Origin of the sequence: Anaerocolumna chitinilytica (assembly GCF_014218355.1) — a bacterium.
Classification (GTDB): Bacteria; Bacillota; Clostridia; order Lachnospirales; family Lachnospiraceae; genus Anaerocolumna; species Anaerocolumna chitinilytica.
In genome coordinates, this window is record NZ_AP023368.1 from 4,007,429 (window position 1) to 4,027,240 (window position 19,812).

At 38.1% G+C, this 19,812-nt stretch carries 12 protein-coding genes and 1 pseudogene; 1 reads left to right on the top strand and 12 read right to left on the bottom strand.

The window, feature by feature from the left end; all coding sequences use genetic code 11:
* Positions 1-17: 17 nt before the first annotated feature.
* The 10 genes and pseudogenes from bsdcttw_RS17390 to pgmB all read right to left on the bottom strand — a co-directional run bounded on the left by bsdcttw_RS17390 (position 18) and on the right by pgmB (position 13,577).
* Positions 18-725: an ABC transporter ATP-binding protein gene (locus bsdcttw_RS17390; protein ID WP_185256094.1), complete on the bottom strand. Its 708-nt coding sequence runs from the start codon at positions 723-725 to the stop codon at positions 18-20.
* Between the two features lie 186 nt (positions 726-911).
* Positions 912-2,210, bottom strand: a complete 1,299-nt coding sequence (locus tag bsdcttw_RS17395; RefSeq protein WP_185256095.1) for an LCP family protein — start codon at positions 2,208-2,210, stop codon at positions 912-914.
* A gap of 341 nt (positions 2,211-2,551) precedes the next feature.
* Positions 2,552-2,824 carry a metal-sensing transcriptional repressor gene (locus bsdcttw_RS17400; protein WP_185256096.1) on the bottom strand — a complete coding sequence of 91 codons (273 nt, stop codon included), beginning with the start codon at positions 2,822-2,824 and terminating at the stop codon, positions 2,552-2,554.
* A 160-nt stretch (positions 2,825-2,984) separates the two neighbouring features.
* Positions 2,985-5,686, bottom strand: a pseudogene (locus bsdcttw_RS17410) (heavy metal translocating P-type ATPase).
* A 371-nt stretch (positions 5,687-6,057) separates the two neighbouring features.
* The gene (locus bsdcttw_RS17415; RefSeq protein ID WP_185256099.1) at positions 6,058-7,191 is read right to left on the bottom strand and encodes an ABC transporter permease; all 1,134 of its coding nucleotides are present in this window, start codon (positions 7,189-7,191) and stop codon (positions 6,058-6,060) included.
* Entirely contained in the window at positions 7,188-7,934 is a 747-nt protein-coding gene (locus bsdcttw_RS17420; RefSeq protein ID WP_185256100.1) for an ABC transporter ATP-binding protein, read from the bottom strand. Before bsdcttw_RS17420 ends, bsdcttw_RS17415 begins: the two co-directional genes overlap by 4 nt.
* 584 nt (positions 7,935-8,518) lie before the next feature.
* Positions 8,519-10,579 carry a methyl-accepting chemotaxis protein gene (locus bsdcttw_RS17425; RefSeq protein WP_185256101.1) on the bottom strand — a complete coding sequence of 687 codons (2,061 nt, stop codon included), beginning with the start codon at positions 10,577-10,579 and terminating at the stop codon, positions 8,519-8,521.
* Positions 10,580-10,608: 29 nt separating this feature from the next.
* Complete coding sequence (locus bsdcttw_RS17430; protein WP_185256102.1) at positions 10,609-11,232, bottom strand: discoidin domain-containing protein; 624 nt, start codon at positions 11,230-11,232, stop codon at positions 10,609-10,611.
* A 25-nt stretch (positions 11,233-11,257) separates the two neighbouring features.
* Positions 11,258-12,820 carry a glycosyl hydrolase family 28 protein gene (locus bsdcttw_RS17435; RefSeq protein WP_185256103.1) on the bottom strand — a complete coding sequence of 521 codons (1,563 nt, stop codon included), beginning with the start codon at positions 12,818-12,820 and terminating at the stop codon, positions 11,258-11,260.
* Between the two features lie 88 nt (positions 12,821-12,908).
* Positions 12,909-13,577 carry a beta-phosphoglucomutase gene (gene pgmB / locus bsdcttw_RS17440; RefSeq protein ID WP_225903692.1) on the bottom strand — a complete coding sequence of 223 codons (669 nt, stop codon included), beginning with the start codon at positions 13,575-13,577 and terminating at the stop codon, positions 12,909-12,911.
* Between the two features lie 221 nt (positions 13,578-13,798).
* Between pgmB and bsdcttw_RS17445 the strand changes: the two genes are divergently transcribed.
* Positions 13,799-14,815, top strand: a complete 1,017-nt coding sequence (locus bsdcttw_RS17445; protein ID WP_185256104.1) for a LacI family DNA-binding transcriptional regulator — start codon at positions 13,799-13,801, stop codon at positions 14,813-14,815.
* Positions 14,816-15,310: 495 nt separating this feature from the next.
* On the opposite strand, the gene bsdcttw_RS17450 is transcribed toward bsdcttw_RS17445, so the two are convergent.
* Positions 15,311-17,473 carry a glycosyl hydrolase family 65 protein gene (locus tag bsdcttw_RS17450; protein ID WP_225903693.1) on the bottom strand — a complete coding sequence of 721 codons (2,163 nt, stop codon included), beginning with the start codon at positions 17,471-17,473 and terminating at the stop codon, positions 15,311-15,313.
* A 15-nt stretch (positions 17,474-17,488) separates the two neighbouring features.
* Entirely contained in the window at positions 17,489-19,783 is a 2,295-nt protein-coding gene (locus bsdcttw_RS17455) for a glycoside hydrolase family 65 protein (protein WP_185256105.1), read from the bottom strand.
* Positions 19,784-19,812: the final 29 nt, after the last annotated feature.

Genomic DNA, 19,812 nt, shown 5'->3' on the forward strand with positions numbered 1-19,812 from the left:
CCTCCATAACCCTTCTCTTATTCCTTTACTAATTCTAAAAATACATCTTCAAGACTCTGGTTTCCTCTAACCTCATCTGTTTCACCGGACTCAATTAACTTACCGCCTTTTATAACTGCGATTTTATTACACAACTTTTCTGCTACTTCCAATACATGAGTGGAAAAGAATATAGCACTTCCTTCACTGCACATTTCTTTCATTAAGGTCTTAAGGGTATGGGAAGCCTGCGGATCAAGACCGACAAAGGGTTCATCCAAAAGCAGCAGTTTGGGTTTATGAAGAAATGCTGATATAAGTACCAGCTTCTGCTTCATACCATGAGAATAACTGCCTATGGAATCCATAAGCGCAGCTCTTATCTCAAAATCATCCGCATATTTCTCTATCCTTATAGCTCTTTCTTCTTTCGGAACTTCATAAATATCTCCGATGAATCTTAAGAATTCCATCCCTGTCAAATGCTCATATATATCAGGATTATCCGGAATATAAGCCATCTTTTTCTTACAGGTAAGGGCATCTTTCTTTATGGAAATCCCGTCAATTATAATGTCTCCTTCTTCAAAATCAAGAATACCTGATATTGCTTTTAAAGTAGTGGTTTTACCTGCTCCGTTATGGCCGATAAAACCATATATATCACCGGATTTTACTTCAAGAGATAGATTATCCACTGCCTTTTTCCCTTCATAGCTTTTACTAAAATGTACGATTTGAAGCATCCTTTTATAATCTCCTTTCACGCAGATAGATATTTAGATAATTGTCTAAATATCTATCTGTATCTTACTCCTTCTATTTATTTCTGTCAACTTTATTTTCTGAATCCTCAAAAAAACCCTTACCCATTATAATTACAGTTATTCACTGTTTATAATAGATAAGGGTTTTACTTCATTTAAGATATATTATTGTCCGTCTGCAGGTTCTGATGTTGTTCCTGTTGTATCACCACTTGCTATTGAATCATCGGTAGTTGTACCACTGCCATAAATATAATCATGAATTTCTGTTCTGGTGGCATCCCAGTCGGTAGGAACTAAAACATCCTGTTTGTACTTACCAAGCTGTACTTTCTCAGAACCATAGCTTCCGTCAGAAGGAATTCTGTAATTCTGAAGCTCTTTCAGTTTCATACTGGCTCCCCACTGCAGATAATTATTAAAATCAGTGCCGTTAATATCAGTAACAATGTCTACATTATCAAGTATCTTATTCATCAGTAAGCCCATTTGCAGCAGATTTTTACTCTTTATTTTATCAAATATCGCATTTAATACCGCTCTCTGTCTCTGTGTTCTTCCGAAGTCATTATTTTCTGTACCGGTTGATACATAACGTACTCTACAGTACCCAAGAGCCTGATTACCATTCATTAGCTGGGTTCCTTCATGAACCGTACGATTAGCAGGGTTTGATATATAATTAGTTGTATTCAGATAATTCGCTTCTTTTGAAGTCAGTGTTACATTTACACCGCCGACCATGTCTACTACCTGTTCAAAAGTATCAAAGTTAACCATCATATAGCCATCAATGTCTAATCCAAAATTCAATTTTAAAGTCTGATATAACAAATCGATTCCACCCAAGGAATACGTTGCATTTAATTTATTATTATCATGCCCCGGTATTTGTACATACAAGTCACGCATGATAGACATAAGTTTTACCGTTTTATTCTTCGTATTCATGGAAGCAACAATCATTGAGTCGGTATTTGAACCTCCTCCAATCTGCTCTACGCCGACAAGAAGAATGTTAATAACATCCTTATCCGGTTTTGCAGGTGTTGGTGTAGGTGTGACACTAGTACTTACTTCTTGACCTGGTTGGTTATTACTATCAGTATAATTTAACTTACTATGAATATAGTTACCTGCTATTGTGAATAATAATTTTTGACCTGCCGGAGTAAATACCAGCAGCGCCAATACTAACATGATACTGGAAAATGCTATGGTAAATATCTTAAGTCCCTTGGGAAACTTCTTTTTCTTATTTGTTCCGTTTTCTGTGTCCGTAGTAGTATCCTCCAACTCTGAGCTAATCTGCTGTGCAAGAGAAGCATTCACTTCCTGCATAAAATTGTCATCTTCTTCTGCATATCCGTTTATCCCGGATGACCAGTTATTATCGTTTTGAGGATTAGTCCCCCCTGCAGAACTATGTCTCCCCTTACCGTTTTCGTTCTCTTGATTATCCATCCCAACGCTCCTGTTTTATCCAACATTATACTCTGATTCCATATCAATGAAAAGAAAGTATTCAAATTTTATAAAATTTGTGTTAAATCTCGAACAATTATATCACAGCTATTTGTCAAAAGAAAAGTATATTTTTTAAAATTAAGATAAAATTAATGAATCGTTATTATATTTTGTTATTTTTATAATTATCATTCAGGAGTTCGTTGTCAGAAACGCAAAAGACTGCCAGTTCAGGTGATTAATGATATTCACTCTCACTCTGATTCCAGCAGTCAGTTGTTCTTTTTAGTAATATATATTAGATCTCATTTCAAAAATTTTGAATTTGACCTGGTTGCTTATTTTGACAGTTTATCCAGCAATTTTACAATTTCTTCAATTTTTTCATCCTTATCTTCCTCACTACCTTTTTCGAAGCTATCCTTAACACAGCTCTTTAAATGGGACTGGATGATTTCATTATTAACCTTTTGCAGGATTGCCTGGGTAGCAGACAGTTGATTGGAAATATCAATACAATACCTGTCTTCTTCTACCATCTTTAACAGGCCATCTATCTGCCCTCTGGCAGTCTTCAACAAGCGTGCGACTTTTTCTTTATCAGCTTTCATACTAAACCTCCCAATGCTAACACCGCTAATATGGGCGTCAGCACATATTTGTCTGTGAATTATGCTTTTTATAATTCACACTAACCTTCCACCGCCAACGCGCCACTAATATGGGCGTCAGCACATATTTGTCTGTGAATTATGCTTTATATAATTCACATCATCTCCCAAAAAGTCCTTTTTTCTCGGCAATAGATACCACTTCATATCCGGCCTCTGTAACCGCATTTACGAATACATCATCCTTGATATCAGAAGAATACTCTATGACAGCTTCCTTTTTTCCAAGATTTACTTTTGCTGTTACACCGTTAATTTCACTTAATGCTTTCTCTACTCTGGCCTGGCAATGTCCGCAGGACATTCCTTCGATTTTCATAACTTTTTTCATTTTTATACCTTTACCGGATTACGGCTTACCTTTCTTCTCAATGAATTTATATTAATATATCGGAACATATCTTTTTGATAAAATGACCTTCTCAGGCAGTTTTGATAACTTGCTGATAGTAATTCTTTTAATCCTTTAATTCTTTCAATTCTTTCAATTCTTTTAATTCCTATAATTCTTATATAGTCTTATAAAGTCTTATATTTTGGCTTAAAAAAACGAAGTCTTAATGCATTAGTTACAACACATACGGAACTTAAGCTCATGGCTGCTGCTGCAAACATAGGATTCAACTTCCAATGAAGTATACCATAAAATACGCCGGCTGCCAAGGGAATACCAATAGTATTGTAAAAGAAAGCCCAGAAAAGATTCTGCTTGATATTTCTGATAGTTGCTTTACTCAATGTAATAGCAGTAACCGCATCCAGCAAATCACTCTTCATTAGAACGATATCTGCGGATTCGATTGCAATATCTGTTCCAGCCCCTATGGCAATACCAACATCCGCTCTTGCAAGTGCCGGTGCGTCATTAATGCCGTCACCAATCATAGCAACCTTCTTACCTGCTTGTTGAAGTTTTCGAACTTCACTTTCCTTATCCTGAGGAAGTACCTCTGCTATAACCTTATCCATCTGAAGCTGTTTTTTAATCGCTTCCGCTGTCTTTTTATTATCACCGGTGAGCATAACAACATCAATACCAAGACTCTTCATTTCTATGATAGCAGCCATACTGGTAGGCTTCACAACGTCTGCTACTGCTATAACACCTAAGAATCTCTTCTCTGCGGCAAAGAATAAAGGGGTTTTACCGTCTTCTGAAAAAGCTTCTGCTGCCTTTAAAAGCGCGGAAGTATCAATTCCCTGCTCCTGCATCAGATAAGCATTACCGGAATAATAGGTTTCATCCTGCGTCTTTGCTATAATTCCTCTTCCTGATAAAGCTTTAAAATCTGTTACCGTTAAAGGAATAAGGTCCTTTTCCTTCGCCTTTTCCAGAATTGCTTCTGCCAGTGGGTGTTCTGAGGGTTTTTCGATGGTGGCAGCAATCTTTAGCAGCTCCTCTTCTGTTACACCTTCTGCTGTTAAAATGTCTGTAACCCTTGGTTTTCCTTCTGTAATAGTACCGGTTTTATCAAGAATTACTGTATTTATTTTATGGGCAATTTCAAGGGCTTCTGCGGATTTAATTAATATACCGTTGCTCGCTCCTTTCCCTGTACCTACCATAATTGCAACCGGTGTGGCAAGACCCAATGCACACGGGCAGGAGATTACTAAAACTGCTATTCCGATAGAAAGAGCGAATTCAAAGGTTGCACCTGTAAGCAGCCAGATAACTGTTGCTAACACCGCAATGGTAATTACAACCGGCACAAATACTCCGCTTATCTTATCTGCAAGCTTTGCTATAGGTGCCTTGGAAGAATTGGCATCTTCCACCAACTGTATAATCTGTGAAAGTGTGGTATCATCTCCCACCTTCTCTGCACGGAACAAAAAGAAACCAGTTTTATTAATCGTTGCCCCGATTACCTTATCTCCTATTCCTTTTTCTACCGGAATACTTTCACCGGTCAGTGCAGATTGATCCACAGCGGTACTTCCCTCGGTGATAATTCCATCCACCGGAATACTCTGTCCGGGACGAACTGCCAGAATATCACCGATTGCAACTTGCTCGATGGGTATTTCTTCTTCTTTTCCGTCTCTTACCACTGTGGCCGTCTTAGGGGATAAGTCCATAAGTTTACTGATTGCTTCAGAGGTCTTTCCCTTTGATCTGGCTTCTAAAAATTTACCCAGTGTAATAAGGGTTAATATCGTTGCTGCCGATTCAAAATATAAATCCATGGAATATTTCATTACTACATCCATATCCATATGTCCAAGGCCGTACCCAATTCGAAAAATTGCAAATACCCCGTAGCCTATCGCTGCACTGGAGCCTATGGCAATAAGAGAGTCCATATTTGGGTGCCCCTTAAAAAGGGTCTTAAAACCTATCTGAAAGTATTTACGGTTTATATATACAATAGGCAGTGTCAGTAAAAACTGCAGAAATGCAAAAGAAATAGCATTCTTTTCACCGTGCAGGAACATCGGTAAAGGAAAATTTAACATATGGCCCATGGCAATGTAAAATACAGGAATTAAAAACACGAAAGAAATTATAATTCTTTGTTTCATCTCCATTAATTCTGCCTGTACTTTATTTTCAGCCGGTTCACTGCTGCTTTTAGCCTCGTTTCCTTTTACAAAGACGGAAGCATGATAACCTGCATTATCTACAGCTTTCATTATGGTATTCTGGTCGGTAATCTCTCCGTTATAATCCACCAGCATGCTGTTGCCAAGCAGATTCACTACGACGGAGCTAACGCCTTCGACATTCTTAACACTTTTCTCGACAGCTGCCGAGCAAGCGGAACAAGTCATCCCGGTAACAGAAAATTTCTGATTCATATTGTCCCCTTTCATAAGTACTGCAAATACTTACAGTAATCTTTATATTAATATACCCCATTTCGTATAAGAGCATAAACATGCGTTACATTCCTATACGAATTTGGAAAGTTTATATTACTATACCCCCGTGGGGTGTCTACAGTATTAAAATACATCATCCTCAATATACTGTCAAGAAGTTTTTCAAAGAACTATAAATATTTAGTGTATTAAAGATGAGTTCTTTATGAAAGTTATATTTTCTTATCAAAACACCAATTATTTTCTTGTAAATTTAAGTTTGATAATCTTAATTATTAATCCAATAATAATTCCCAATATGGCTGCAGCAACTATAAACCGAATATCCATTTCAAATCATTCCCTTCTTATTCAGTAAAGTATGTAAACTGTTCTCTATCAAATAACTTAATTAGGTAATATATAAAAAATATAGCTACGAGATAATTAGTAGAAAGTATAATTAGAATACTGATAATATTGTAATCAGCTAAAAATATCATCTGAATTAAATTATATATATTTATTACTGGTATAAAAGTAATCCAGTTCATTTTGGATATCATATTACTGACATGGCTTAAATCCATACCAAATTTTATTGTTAGGGGAAGCAATAATATCCATGGAAAGTAAATTAAATACAATTGAGCCTGCTTTGTGGTTTTTGCAGTAAATCCAAAGACAAGCTGTAAGAGAGAATAAATTGCTGCAAATAAAGCATAACCTAATATTAATGCAGGTAATTTAGGTAGTAAAGCAATATCTATCTTCATTGCTAATGAAAAGATTAAGTATACACCAAAAAAGATCATTAAAAAAAATACTAATGTAATGAACAAACATGATATAAAATTAGTTAACCATTTTCCAAGAACTAATTGTACTGTTTTAACAGGAGAAATTCTTAATACTTCGATAGTGTGAGATTGCTTTTCTTTTGTACTTAAGTAAAATGCATTTGCATTATTTAGTCTCATCACGAGAAGTAATACAATATACCCGCATATAATTGCAATATAATTTATATATGTATAAGTGTTGTCTTTTGTTATTTCAGTTGTTTCAACAACAATAGGTGTTACTTCATTTTTATTTGCCTTTAAGAGCATAATAATTTGAGCAATACTGTCTTTTGCAAGTGTAATTGCTTTATTTCTTTGGTTCTGATCTTCAAAAAAGTAAACTTTTTTATATGAATCATCCCAGTATACTCCCAATTCGGACTTTCCATCCAATATATTCCTCTTAATAGCTTCCACCGAATCGGCTTCTATTATAGTCAAACTATTTTTTAATTTGTATAACATAGGCTTTGCATCAAGATTTGCACTGACTATGATATGATAATCCGTTTTTGAGGATGCAGACATGTTTATAAACCCATACATACCTGCCATTAATATAATCACCAGAAATGGGAGGATAATATTTAAAGCGATATTCCGTTTATCCCTGAGAAGCTCTTTCAATTCTTTAATTGATATCATTAAGCTAATCATTCTGTAATACCCCCATAGTCACCGATTTTCTTTTGAACCTTTACGTAAGCTTCTTCGAAGCTTTCTGAAGAATATTTGCTTTTTAGATTATTCACTGTACTATTCTCTATAATAGTTCCCTTTGATAAAATAACAATTCGATCACATAATGCTTCTATATCCTCTGCAATATGGGATGTCATAATGATTGTTATTCCACTGGCTTTTAATCTCTTAATATAATTTCTTATCTGGTTTCTGCTAACGATATCCAACCCTGTTGTCGGTTCATCGAGCAATAAAAGCTGTGGGTCGGTAATTAGTGCCCTAATCAATGAAAACTTCTGCTTCATTCCCTTTGAATAGTTTTTTACATATTGCTTTTCAAAATCAACTTCAAGCTCTTTATACAAATCCTTAAGTCTAGATAAAACGTTTTTCTTATTTAATCCCCAAAGTGAAGTATGAAATAAGATGTTCTCTTCTCCGGTCAACTGATCATACAACCTAGGTTCTTCATAAACAACGCCTAATATTTTCCTGATTTTATACTTAGAAGCTCCGGTAGACATACCATTTATAAGAATAGATCCTTTATCAGGAAAGTAAAGTGTTGCAAGCATCTTCATTGTTGTTGATTTACCGGCACCATTATGTCCAAGTAACCCCAAAATCGAACCAGATTCAGCCTGGAATTCTATTCCATTTACGCTATAAAAATTATTCCCAACATATTTTTTATACACTTCATTCACTTCTATCATGATAACTCCTTCATAATTAGACTGTCTTGCCTAAAAGTAATGGAATCTAGTTTTACTGCATTCTGAATCTGCTCAGTGGTAACATTATATCATCATTTCCACTCTCCATTCCAAACTGAATCTTTCTGCATCCAGCCTCATAAATGGCCGAAGAAGCTTCTATTCTTTGTTAGTGGTATAAAAATATACTCATAAAAGCTCTTTAAATTTATCATTATCATATCACATAAAAGTCTTTGCTCTATATCCCCCAGACAAAATATATTTGAAAGGATTATATTCCCAATTACAAATAAAGTCAACTATTAAAGTAGTCTAATTTTTTAGTATATACTATTGATAGATCATTAAGAGGTAATTTCCAATTGTGATGTATGGAATGTATATTAATACGGGATAAAGTTATAGCCATGTATAGGTATTTACTACCTATACATGGCTGCAAATAAAGCGGTATTAGATGTCAAGACATTTTAATATCATTTAGTTAGCACAATAAACTTAAGGTTGACAATCTACAAAGTTTATTCGTCTCCTTTCCTTAACTGGCCATAACTTATCAAGGTAAGTTAACTCATTCTTAACTAAATGTGGATCTTAAACATCCTCACAGAATTTTCCATGTTTTCTGTTTCCTGATTCAGTTCCTCCACTGACTTATTTAATTCTTCCACTGCTAAGAGCTGGGTATCAGCTGTCGAACCTAATTGTGCCGAGGCTGCAGAAGTTTCCTCCAGGGTTGCTGATATGCTTTCAATTGCTGTAAGTGTCTCGCTTTTTAATTCACCGATGCGGCCAAGCCCGTTAATTATTTCATTTAAGCTTTCTGTAAGCTGGGATACATGTGTATTAATACCATGAAAAGCGGACAGGGTTTCTTTAAGGGTATCTTCCTGCCTTGTAACAATATCATTGGCTTTTGTGGCTACATTAGCTGTTTCCTGGGTACTCTGTCTGATTCGGGTAACAATGTCACCTATTCGGCCGGCTTCCCCTAAAGATTGTTCCGACAACTTTCTGATTTCATCCGCCACGACTGAAAATCCCCTGCCATATGTGCCGGCTCTTGCGGCTTCTATTGAAGCATTCAAGGATAGCAATCTTGTCTGGTCTGCGATTTCATTAATTGCCTCTACTATTTCAATAATAGCATCGGACTGCTTTTCAAGATTTAGGATATTTCCGATGACAGCCTTTGTAATATCAGAGGTATCCTTTTGCTTGGTATTTAACTCTTCCATGTTTATTAACCCTTTGGTTAAGATGCTATTGGTATTCAAAGTGATAGACCTGATATTTCCGGCATTTTCTTCTTGTGTTCCAATTTCTCCGGCAAGTTCTGACATACCATTAAAACAACTCTGTGCATCTTTTGCCAGAGAGGATATTCCCTGATCAATCTCTGTAACAGTCATTGCAATATCTTTTGAAGCATTTACTAAAAGTTCAGAGGTATGGGATACTTTTGCTGTCATACCTGCGGTCTGCTTACTGATGCTAAAAATGTTCTCAATAAGATGCCTCATGCCGTCAAACATGGAATTAATACTCTTGGATAGCAGGTGGAATTCATCTTTTCGCTTTAGATGAATCTGCTGTCTTAAATCACCGGTGGCAGCAGCATCTAACACTTTATTGGTAACGCGGATAGCCGAACTGATACCTCCGGAGATAAAAACACCTATGATAAGAGCAATAATGACTGCTAAAATCATAATTATCATGGTTATGACCTTCACAGCATCTGCCTGAGCCGTAACTTTAGAATCAGGAATCAGAGCAAAGGTTACAGAACCATTTAAAGAGGACTTGGTATATACAAAAAGATAATCCTTACCATCGTACACCACATACCGGGCATCGGAGGATAGCTTGTCTTTTAGTGCTTCTTTATAGAAAGAAGTCTCCGTAATTGCAGTTTTTCCCTTTTCCACTCCTTCTAGAATCACTTTTTTATCTGCCGTAATATACCCGCTAAGACTGCCGCTTCCAAAATTTGATTTCGTAAGAATATCGGAAAAAAAGCTTTTCTTTATATCTACTACCACATAACCAATCTGTTTATATGCAGAGTTGGTTATTTTCTTAATATAGCTGATGCCGTATGCAGAGGAATCCAGCTTAGAGGTTTCATCCAAAAATGGATGCTCTCCAATCCAGTTAATCTCCTTTCCTCCGGCTGTTAGTAAGGTATAATCCTTCGAAGCTGTAAAATCCGCATAAAAACTATCCTTTAGTGCCCCTGCTGATGAAACGGGATGCCCATAGCCTGCAAAGACGGATATGTTAGATATGGATTTATCTGCAGCAACAGCAGCAAGCACTTTCTTTTGTATTTCCTTATACCTGCTGATTTCTTCTGTAGGTTTATCTGAATAATACTTGGAATAATATTTCTGAGTGGTTTCATCAGAAATAATATCAATGGCTTTACTGGACATATTGGTAAGTCCCAGATCAAAATACTCCCCCATCATTGTGAGACTTACTTTGCTGGAATTTATATAATTTGATATCATTCCCTTTGATGCCAAATAATAGCTTACTACCCCCAACACGATTATAAACAAGGCAGGTATCAAAAAAGCACCTATTAAACGTACTCTGATACTGTTGCCTCTTTTAATTTTCCTTTGTGCCTTCACTTTACTCCTCCGTGTAATGCACTTTAGTGCTACTTTTGATAAACCTCAAACTCTGCGACCTGACCGCCGCCGGCACCTGAATTTTCTGTAAATACAAGCTGAACATATCTAGCCTTAGTATCATCAAAGAGCAGCTGTACTTCATTACCGGTATCCGGATCGAAGGTATACTGTTTGCTGTCTATAAAAGGTTTAAAGTTCTTTCCGTCATCACTTAAATTAACAGCAAAGGTCTGGGTTCTCTTTCCCCATATCGCCATAGGGCTTAGCGCCACCCTGATAGCATGGAACTGCTGAACGCTCTCTAAATCTACCGTAAGATAATTCGGATAATCTGACTTGCCCTCCCAGTAAGAAACGCCAAGTGCAACTCCGTCCGTTACTTTTCTCGGGGTATAGACATCGTTAAAGCTGCTGGCATCAACTTTCTTCTTTAAAGCGATATTAGTTCCTTCCGGCAGTACCAGCTTATATTCTTTCTTCTTAAAATCCGGATGCTCCGTAGCTTCTGTCTGATCCGGCGCACTGACAACCGTTACATTTGCGGCATCCACCTTCTGAGATGGCTCTTTTATAGTTCCGGGGGCATAACCAAAAAGATATATATTTAATGCACATAAAAGTACTATAATAACAGGACGTACTATTTTCATCTGCCTATCCTCCTTTAAACTCATTTTATTGAATAGTTATATTTTCCGTTGTATCAGGATCAATCTCGAATTTCCCCTGATCAAGACTTGTAATCTTTTCTCCCAGAATCTCCAGATTGCTGATGGCTACATTTTTTATTTTATGTGTATCATCAAAGCCTTCTATTCTGGAAGGGCTGAACTTACCGGAAAGTACCTTAACATTATCAATGGTTACACCATCAATCTGTCCTCTTTCCTTTGTAGATGTCCAGTTGGAAGTCTTAGGAATATGAAGATCTATCAGATATGGCATCTCATCTCCGTCTCCGGAACCCATCTGTGCATTTTCAACGGTTATGTTTTTAAAGGTTATATCTTTTATTGTCGCATCATCTGCATTATGTACAGAAATCACCGGCTTGTGGAAGTTATTCAATACAGTAATATCTTCGAAACTGATACCTGATATGTAAACCTCTGGCTGTTTACCTTTATTGGTCTCATAACCAATCTCCATGGATTGAGCCAAATCTGTCCACAGCTGCATATTTTTAAAGGATATATCGGAAGAACTTCCTTCATAATTCTTGATAACAAGGGAGTCATCCCAGCTTCTGACAAAGCAATTGGATACTTTATAGTTGGTGCAGGACTGCAAGGTAATACCATCTCCGTTGGGTCTGGAGGATATAATTCGTATGCCGTCAATCACACCGCCAGTGGAACTCTTAGCAGAGCATACCCAGGCATTGGGATTTAGTACAATAATATCTTTTAAGGTTACACTGTCACAATTATCAAATTTTAATGGGATATACGCCGTCTTTCCCATCCAGCCTTCAAACCCGGAGCCATCCAGAATTCCTCTTCCTTCTACTGTGACATTTTTAGCATAGTTGGAATTGATAATTCCATGGACAACAGCACCGCCTGCCAGATAAAGGGTCTGATTGTCTTCCAGAACAATATTTTCAATGTTCCATTCACCGGGTCCGATGTATTTTAAATTATCGCTGCTCTTGGTAGGAGCATTGGGATCAATAGGATTAGCAAAAATATGAAGTGCACGGTCCGTGGAATCATTAAACATTAAAGTATAGTTATCCGGCTTTGTAATGGTAAAAGATACTGTCTTTGCAGCAGTATCAACTTCCGGTTTGATATCATAGCTTAACGGACTTATTTTAACGGATTTCAAGTCCATATCGGGAACACTTACCACTATCTTGGCAACACCTTCAAAATCAAAATATGTAATTGGAGTACGCGACTGAGGCGGCAAATAATCTGCATGCCACTCTCTGCTGTTATTAACATTGGTATCATAGACATAGCAATCATACCCATCTACCTTAACCTGTGTGTCCGTACAATGAAGCAGGGCGAAATTCCTGTCCTTTTCGCTGGCACTTACTAAATCTTCCTTTGTTGCATCCTTTAAAGACTTCGGACCTTCATATAAAACCAGCTTGGAGCCTTCAAAGCTTATCATTTTACTGACCTCTTCCGTTCTGTCTTTCAAGTGCTTTCCCGCTGCCACTGCAGTAACAATAAGAGCGAGAATTGCAAACCACTCAATAATCATTATTGCTTTAATCTTTTTCATGCTTTTACCCCATGCCACAAAAAAAGCTGAAAGAAGAATTTGTGGCTTTCCTTCTCCTTCTTATTTTCTTTCAGCTTTAAAACTCCATTTACTCCTCCAATATTTTCTCCCAAGCAATATCCGCGTCAAGGCCAGTTGCCTCATAATCTGCACGAAGCTGCTCGTGTTCCGAACCAACCCCAAGGGTTTTCATATGAGCTGCCCTTCCTGCTACTATGCCTGCAAAGGAATCCTCAACTACAAGGCACTCTTCATATTTTAACTCCAGCTTATTGGCCGCTACTTCAAACACCTCCGGGTCCGGTTTTGATTTTGTAATATCCAGGCCGCAGCTGACTTTATCTACATATTCCATCAATCCTGTTTTGGTTAAAATAAGCGGCGCATTCTTACTTACAGAACCAATACCTATTAAAATCCCTTTCTCCCGCAACATCTTCAGACATTCCACCACTCCTGGCAATATGGCACTCTCATCCAACTCCGTTAATAGGTCCTTATAATAATTATTCTTCCTCTCTGCTAACTCTTCCTTCTCAGCAGCGGTATAGATTTTACTGCCTTTACTAAGTACTACTTCCAGAGATTCCATTCTGCTGACACCTTTTTGCTTTTTATTATCCTCCTTTGTAAATTTATCAATGCCCAGCTCTTCCGCCAGCATCTTCCATGCCTTAAAATGCATTTCATCTGTGGAGACTAAAACTCCATCTAAATCAAAAATTACACCTCTTATCATTTCTAATACCACTGTCACAAAAAACAGCTCTGATATGCTTTGTGACTTCCTTTCTATCTTTATATTTCCGGCATTCCTGTGTTGAATGCAGTCATAGTTTTCGAATGAGTATATCTGGCAGTTTACTATAAATTACCAGTATATATCTGCCTTTTTTATTTAATCTGTACATTTTTCATGAATTATGTTAAACTAATTACTAGTTTAACATTAAACCTTCGAAAGAAAGGAACATGAAAATGACCACCATTAAAGATATTGCACAGGCTGTAGGGGTAAGCTGTACAACTGTCTCCAATGTAATACATGGAAAGACAGGCCGTGTATCGGCAGAAACCATTACCCGTATCAATGAAGCCATAGATAAACTAGGTTATGTTCCGAATATGTCCGCACGCTCCTTGGTATCCAGCTCTTCCAAAGTTATCGGAATGATCAGCCACCTTGCTTCCAATAAAAAAGAAAGTATCGTAGAAGACCCCTTTCACTCCGCTTTTATCGGTTCCATTGAAAAGACCTTAAGAGAAAATGGTTATTACTTAATGCTTCGTACAGTAGAGACCACATCTGATTTGATAAACTTTTTACACAACTGGAATGTCGATGGTTTATTCTGCACCGGTGTATTCCAGGATGAGTTCTTTGAGGCTCTGACAAGTCTTAAGATTCCGGTAGTTTTAATTGATAGTTATGTATCCCATCCTAATATCTGCAACGTAGGCTTGGAAGATTATGAAGGCGGTTATACTGCAACCAGGTATTTAGTAGATAAAGGCCATAAGAACATAGCCTTTGCTTCACCAAGTATCAAGGAAAAGGGCGTTGTATATGAACGTTTTCAAGGATACAAGGATGCCTTAAAGGAAGCTTCCATTCCGTTTCGTCAGAATCTTGTCTTCGAACAGGAGCTTGATACGGCTACCACCATTGCTCTTGGTACAAAACTTGCCACAAGAAAGGATATTACCGCAGTCTTTGCAACTGCAGATATACTGGCTGCCGGTATAATGGCAGGTCTTAACGCTGCCGGCAAGAGAGTTCCTGAGGACATCTCGGTAATGGGCTTTGATGATATCAATCTCTGTCAGCTGACCAGTCCAACCATTACTACTATTCATCAGGATGCTCCTTTAAAGGGTAAATTAGCTGTTTATTTTCTGATGGATAAGCTGGAAAATAAACCAATACTTAAAAGAGAAGTCATTCTGCCGATACATCTGGTAGAACGTCAAAGCGTTAAATCACTTTATAATTAATCAGAAGGGGATGTGAAATCATGCATCCCCTTTGCAGTGTCTTTATTTAATTCTAAGTTACAGTTCAGGGGTGTGGATTATGGGGGACGGACGATAGCAGATGATTCCATTCATTCATTTTCCTGTTCGGTGTTTCGAATTCCACTAAAATGCCAGACGTTATTCCTGGAAGGTTAAATTGCGCCAAACTCGCTTCCGATTTTACTGGTGGTGTAATGTTGGGAGCTCAGACATGGCGTAATTTAACCTAGGAATAACGGCTGCCATTTAAGTGTCATACGAAACTCCTCAATGGAAAATGCCTGAATGGAAACATCTGCTATCTGTGTATTGCCATAGAATTTTCCATGTATTAATACAAAGCTGAACTGCGACAATGCTAAAATTCAATTATTATATCTGATATTGCATCTGTTATTACCCAGCCTTTTTATTGTAAATACGTTGAAAGCATTGAATTTTATTTAGGACATGTAATGAAAAGCGATATATGAATTATAATTTTTCAACTTTCGCTTCTTCCCTTGTTACAGTTACCTGATACAAGTCTCCTAAATAATGAATATGAAAGGAGAGTTTGTTCCAGCCTTCCGGCAGTTTTGATTCAGCCTTTAAAACACCGTTTTCAATATGAATTCCGCCAAAACCTTCTACTGCAGTCATGTAGGCGCCGCCACTGGCAGCGGGATGGGTGCCTCCGATATAGATTAGTCCTGCCCACTGCTTTCCGCCGTCCACCAAATCGGCTTTTGCGGATTTGATGAAGAATGGATATGCTTTATCTGCCATATCACATTTGCAGGCAAGCATGGAATACATACAGGCGCTTAGGGAAGAACCGTGCTCTGTTCTTGGTTCATAGTAGGACCAGTTCTTATAAAGGGTATCTTTTTCATATTCACCAGAGAACAGGTTTACCATGGTTACAACGTCTGCCTGCTTTATTACTTTGGTATGGGAAGCAACGCCATATGCTCCTCCCCAATATTCCTTTTCATGAAGGAGTCTTCCCTTTACCTCGGCTACAGTCACATCTTCTAATTGTTCATAGCCATCGAATTGCTCTATGACACCGGTCTTTTCGTCCGGAGCCGGTATATATAAGTGCTTTGCTGCATCCACTAATTTTTCATGGAGTTCTTTATTGGCTGTATCCTCTGTATCAGCATACTCTTCCAGCATTCTGAGTGCCGCATCCAGTGTATACTTTGCCATACGGTTGGTATAAGCATTATTATCTACCCTCTCATGGTATTCATCCGGGCCGATAACATCCCATAACTCATAGCAGTCCTTATTTACTCTTTTTACCAAAAGACTATAGTAGAATTTGGCACATTCGATAATGGTCTCTGCTCCGCCCTCTCTTAGCAGATCATCTTTTCCGGTAAACTGAACATACCGCATAATACCGTAAGCAACCGCTGCCGATATATGTATTTGTTTATCCTTAAAGAATGTTCTCATAGGACGTCCGGTAAATACATCGGTTACATTGTAGTCCGAGCAGGCATCATAGCCGCCTTCCTGGCTCTCCCAGGCGTAAAAAGCTCCGTCAAAACCATAGCTTTTTGCCTTTTTCTTCGCTCCGGCTAAGGTATCTATTCGGTATTTTAACAGAGTTTTGGCAACTTCCGGTTCTGTAAACAGGAAGAAGTCTAACATGAACATCTCTGTATCCCAGAACACAGCTCCTTTATAAGTCTGTCCGGACAGCCCTCTTGCTGCTATGGACAGGCTCTTTGAATGTCTGGGGGCAATACAGTGGAGGTGGTATAAGGAATAATTAAGCGCTTCCATTGCCTCATCGTCTCCTTCGATTATTACTTCAGAGACTTTCCATAACTTTTCCCATTTACTGCAGTGTCTGTTTAATAAGGCATCATAACCTTCTGTTTTTGATTGTACTGCAAGAACTTTTGCTTCCGCCTTAAAGTTCTCCGAATCTTTACAGGTATAGATACTGATATATTTATAGAAAATATACTCCCCATTCGCTTTTACCTGGAATTTAAGGTTTCTTACTATCTTTCTGTCATCAACTTTCACATTTTCTTCTGCTGCAAAAGCTGCCGTTAAACTTTCATATACTACAACTTCATCCTTGTTCTCATGAGTAATTCCCAATGTACGGATAACCTCTTCCTCCGTAGCAGCCTCAATGATATCATAATGAGGTCCGTTTATATCCCAGACATCTCCGTCAATTCCCGTAACCACTTCAAGGCTTCCGTCAAAGAAAGGTGTAATCTTAACCTTCAGGCAGATAAGATGCTTCTCATCCATACTGGCAAATCTCTCGGTTTCCAACAGCACATTGCCCTTCACAGTCTGAAAGCTGGTCTGTCGGTGAAAGATTCCGTGTCTGTAGTCCAAAGACATCTTATGGGATATACATTCCTTCTCCGGAAGAGCATATTCTACTCCATCCACAAGAATTCTGGTAAAAAGCCCGTTAGGTGCATTCAGAGGTTCTCTCCATCCATTTCCCACCTGGTCATAGATGCCCGAAAGGTTAACAGCCGGAAACTGCTCTTTCGTAAACTCTTCCAGCGTTCCTCTGATACCCATATAACCATTTCCTGTTAGATATTTATTACCAAGTCCCGTTGCTTTTTCTTCATCAAATCCATTTTCTTCAATATTCCAGTTAATCATAAACTAAGTCCTTTCCTAACGGGCTATAGGAACTACTAGTTCTTCCTGCCCTAAAGTATATGGCTTTTCATAAATCAGAACCTGTATGCCAGAACCTTTCTTGGTGGAAATCTTCATATTATCTTTATCTACTGAAACAAAGAGAACATCCCCCCCAAAATGAATCTTAAAGGAATAACTCTTCCATTCCTTTGGCAGGGCGGGAGCAAAGGTGAGTTCTTTTCCATCTGACCTCATGCCGCCAAAACCGTAGACGATATTCATCCAGGCGGCTGCAATAGATGTAGTATGAAGGCCTTCCCCTGTATTTCTGTTATAGTTATCAAGATCCATTCTGGTAGCGAAACCAAAGAACTTATATGCTTCCTCTTCCTTCTTTAACTGAGAAGCAAGGATGGAATGAACGGAGGGGGAGAGGGAACTCTCATGTATACACCTGGGTTCATAATATTCATAATTGCTCTTTAACTGAGCATCTGTAAAATCTCTGTTATACATCAGCATTAACATCAGAACATCCGGCTGCTTTAACATATCGTTGCGGTATATTCTGTCATAAGTCCAATGATGATACAACGGGAATTCTTCAATCGGTATCTTATCTATATCAATATGAGGAAGGTTAAAATATCCTTCATGCTGTTCAAATATACCTGTTTCTTTCTCATATGGAATGTACATATGCTCGGCAATATTACGGAAATATTCTATCTCTTCTGTGGTAAGACCACGGTCTTTTATAATCTCCTGGTAAATTTCAGCTGCCTTTGCCCCACATCTTGCAAGTACATCAAGAGTATATTCCAGGGTCTTCTTTCCCATATAGTTGGTATAGCAGTTGTTGTTCACCATCATCTGGAATTCATCCGGACCCATTACCCCATAAAAACCATAACGTGTCTTATCTGCACTCCAATCTCCTCTGGTAGCAAGCATTCTGCTTAATTCTATTAAAATAGGAAGTCCTTTTTCAAAGATAAATTCTTCATCACCGGTTATATTCTCATAATGCCAATATCCGTAAGCAACTGCCGTGGAAGCCTGAAGCTGCAGGCTGGCATGCTGCCAAAGAGAACAACACTCTCTTCCGGTAATGGTAGCGATGGGATAGAAAGCACCTTTACAATCAAGAGCTTTTGCTCTCTCCATTGCTTCAGGAAGTGTGAGATATCTAAATTCCAGCAAATGCTTCGCTGCTTCCGTATTATTGAAAATGTAAAAAGGAAGACAGTAGGCTTCTGTATCCCAGAAGGTATTGCCGCTGTATGCTTCACCGGTCAGACCTTTCGCACCGATTATGGTTCCTTTATCAGCGCCATGATAGGTCTGATGCATCTGAAAGATACAAAAGCGAATACCCTGCTGGTTTAATTCGTCTCCCTCAATCGCTATATCAGAATCATTCCAGGTATCCTCCCACCATTTAAGAGTATCCTCTTTTAACTCCTCGTAGCTTAGTGCAGCGAGTATTTTGGAATTCTCAGCACATTTCCCTTGAAATGCATCTTTTTCCTGGCTGGTGGTTCCTTTTCTGCTGATATTTCGAATAAGCTTTGTAAAAGACAGGGTCTTTCCTTCTTCTGCTCGAAGTAAGAATCTTCTTACCAGCTTTTTATCTTCTCTGATATCCGATTTTTCTTCATAGTCGCACTGAAACCGGCAGCTTACGAAAAGGGACTGATCCGTACTTACAGTATTACCAAGCATAGTGATGCCATCTTCTTCAAAGGTGGTATCTGCCACATTCCACATGCTCCTGCCTGTCATATGGTGAATCTGTGTAAAATCAATACCGGAATAAAGGATAACTTCTCCGGAGAAATTAAGTGGTGTTATCTTTATTTTTTGTACCGCTATTTCAGCTTCCTTCATCGAAAGAAACCGCTCGAATTCCAATCTTACTTTCTTGCCGCTCTTTAAAATCCATGTATAACTTCTGGTCAAAATACCGGTCTTTAAATCAAGCACTCTTTCAAAATCCTCAAAAGTACTGGTATTAAGATCCGCACATTCGCCGTCTGCTTCTATTCTTGTATATAACCAGTCAGCAGAATTCACAATGAATTCTGTTCTGCTTATGATTCCTTTGTAGCCAGATTTCTCTAAATCTGCTCCTTCATAAATTCCGTTGAAATAGTTACCAATCAGGCCGTCTCCTGAATATCCTTCGTCAAAGCTGCCTCTGGTTCCCATATATTCATTCCCCAGGGAAAATATTGATTCTGAGACAACTGCATACTCTTTGTCAAAGCCCGTCTCAACTACTCTCCATGGGTCTACTTTATAATAAATATCTGCTGATTTTGCCATACTTAACCTCGTTCCTGCTCATGCTTTTT

Bases quoted from the DNA above. Each gene is read 5' to 3' on its own strand.
- bsdcttw_RS17445 (WP_185256104.1), top strand. From the start codon at position 13,799: ATGACCACCATTAAAGATATTGCACAGGCTGTAGGGGTAAGCTGTACA.
- bsdcttw_RS17420 (WP_185256100.1), bottom strand. From the start codon at position 7,934: ATGATAGAAGTGAATGAAGTGTATAAAAAATATGTTGGGAATAATTTT.
- bsdcttw_RS17400 (WP_185256096.1), bottom strand. From the start codon at position 2,824: ATGAAAGCTGATAAAGAAAAAGTCGCACGCTTGTTGAAGACTGCCAGA.
- bsdcttw_RS17395 (WP_185256095.1), bottom strand. From the start codon at position 2,210: ATGGATAATCAAGAGAACGAAAACGGTAAGGGGAGACATAGTTCTGCA.
- bsdcttw_RS17455 (WP_185256105.1), bottom strand. From the start codon at position 19,783: ATGGCAAAATCAGCAGATATTTATTATAAAGTAGACCCATGGAGAGTA.
- bsdcttw_RS17435 (WP_185256103.1), bottom strand. From the start codon at position 12,820: ATGAAAAAGATTAAAGCAATAATGATTATTGAGTGGTTTGCAATTCTC.
- bsdcttw_RS17390 (WP_185256094.1), bottom strand. From the start codon at position 725: ATGCTTCAAATCGTACATTTTAGTAAAAGCTATGAAGGGAAAAAGGCA.
- bsdcttw_RS17430 (WP_185256102.1), bottom strand. From the start codon at position 11,232: ATGAAAATAGTACGTCCTGTTATTATAGTACTTTTATGTGCATTAAAT.
- bsdcttw_RS17450 (WP_225903693.1), bottom strand. From the start codon at position 17,473: ATGATTAACTGGAATATTGAAGAAAATGGATTTGATGAAGAAAAAGCA.
- bsdcttw_RS17415 (WP_185256099.1), bottom strand. From the start codon at position 7,191: ATGATTAGCTTAATGATATCAATTAAAGAATTGAAAGAGCTTCTCAGG.